Source organism: Acinetobacter sp. 228 (assembly GCF_048147885.1).
Window position 1 is genome coordinate 1 of sequence record NZ_JAYWYV010000094.1, and the last position, 2,010, is coordinate 2,010.

At 41.6% G+C, this 2,010-nt stretch carries 2 protein-coding genes; one reads left to right on the forward strand and one right to left on the reverse strand.

Features of this window, described 5'->3' with window-relative positions; translation table 11 throughout:
* The coding region (locus VXQ92_RS16180; RefSeq protein ID WP_416682521.1) for a putative porin at positions 1–640 on the forward strand (640 nt) is incomplete at its 5' end.
* Between the two features lie 44 nt (positions 641–684).
* Here VXQ92_RS16180 and recJ read toward each other — a convergent pair.
* On the reverse strand, positions 685–2,010 hold a 1,326-nt coding region (gene recJ / locus VXQ92_RS16185; RefSeq protein WP_416682522.1), incomplete at its 5' end, for a single-stranded-DNA-specific exonuclease RecJ.

A 2,010-nucleotide genomic window follows, 5' to 3' on the forward strand; every position in this document is an offset into this window, starting at 1 on the left:
CAAATTCGGTGTTGATGGGACTTATTATTTCAACCCTGTTCAAACACGTAATGCACCGCTTGCAGAAGCAGCATTCTTAAACCGTGCAAGTAACGTTAACGCACATGTTAACTATGGCGATAACAGCGGCACAAAAGACACTCAATATGGCGTAGGCGTTGAGTACTTCGTTCCTAACTCTGACTTTTACCTTAGCGGTGATGTAGGCAGAAACGAACGTGAAATCGACAACACTAATATCGACAGTAAAGTGACTACTTATGCTGCAGAAGTAGGTTATTTACCAGCTCCTGGTTTATTACTTGCTCTAGGTGTTAAAGGTTACGACGAGAAAGACGGTAAAGACGGTGCAGATCCTACCGTTCGTGCTAAGTATGTAACTCAAGTTGGTCAACATGACGTAAACCTTGAAGCTTATGGTGCGTTTGGTGACCTTGACGAATATAAAGTTCGCGGGGACTACTCCATCGATAAAACTTTAAGTTTAGGTGTGGACTACTACAATAACGACTTAACTGATAAAGATGAATTTGGTATCAATGCTAAAAAATTCTTAAATCAGCAAGTAAGTGTTGAAGGTCGTGTTGGATTCGGTGATAACGACAACACTTATGGTGTTCGTGCAGCATACCGCTTCTAATCTAACCTAGATTAAAAAAAATCCGCTCAATTGAGCGGATTTTTTTATTGATTTAAATGCACAATGCGTAGCTGTAAGCTCACATTACCATTAAAGACATTACGGTCTATTTCATAAACCAAATGCACATGGTCACGCATCGGATCAAACTCGAAGCGACCTGCTGCATTAAAAGCAATAGCATCGAAACTATATTGGTCTATCGCTAATCTAAGCTTTAAATGTGTCTCTTTGAGCCAACGAAAATCGATAACTTTAAAATATCCTTCAAATTGAGGCAGAGGAAATTTTTGTCCCCACGGACCTAAACGCTCAATCCAGTTTAAGGTATCTAATTGCAAAGCAGAGACAGGTAGCTCACCATCGGTCCATAATGTCGCTTGAAAGATTGATTCATCCATAGCAGCTACACAATCATTAAATACGGTTTTAAAAGCTTCAAAGTTTTCTTTACGAATCGTTAAGCCTGCCGCTGCCGCATGTCCACCAAAATGACTCACCAGCTCAGGATGTTGTTCGGCAACTTGTTCAATGGTATCTCGAATATGCACCCCATCAATGGAACGTGCTGAGCCTTTAATATGAATACCATCTTCATCTGGAGCAAACACAATCGTTGGACGATGGAACTGTTCTTTTAAGCGTCCCGCGACAATCCCGATTACACCTTGGTGCCAGTTTTCTTCAAACAAAACAAGCGCCGCGGGAATATCTTGTTGTGAGAGTTGTAAACTGTCTAAAGCAGATAAAGCTTGTTGCTTCATCTCCCCTTCAATTTGACGGCGATCGATATTTAACTGATTTAATTGCTGAGCAATGGGGTATGCAGTTTCCATCGTGTCAGCTAATAAACACTCGATCCCAATACGCATACTCTCCATACGTCCAGCAGCATTAATGCGCGGTCCGAGCACAAAACCTAAATCTTGGGCACGTATTGAAGTAGCTTCCCGACCAGCGATATCGAGTAAGGCTAAAATTCCCACTCGACACTGATGTTGCTGAATACGTTTTACACCTGCATCGACCAAAATACGGTTGTTATAATCCAAAACAGCAACATCGGCATAAGTTCCCAAAGCGACCAAATCTAAATATTGAGTCACTTTACTTGTGCTTTTACCCTGTCTATTGCGTAGACTCGCCAAATTGGCAAGTACATAAAAAGCAACGCCAACACCGGCAAGTGCCTTACTTGGAAACTCACATCCTAATTGGTTTGGGTTTACCACCGCCTCAGCAAGTGGGGTTTCTTTAGTCGTTAAGTGATGATCAGTAATAATCACTTGCATGCCTAGAGCATGTGCTGCATCAACACCAGCATGGCTAGAAATTCCATTATCTACTGTAATTAATAGATCGGGTTGATA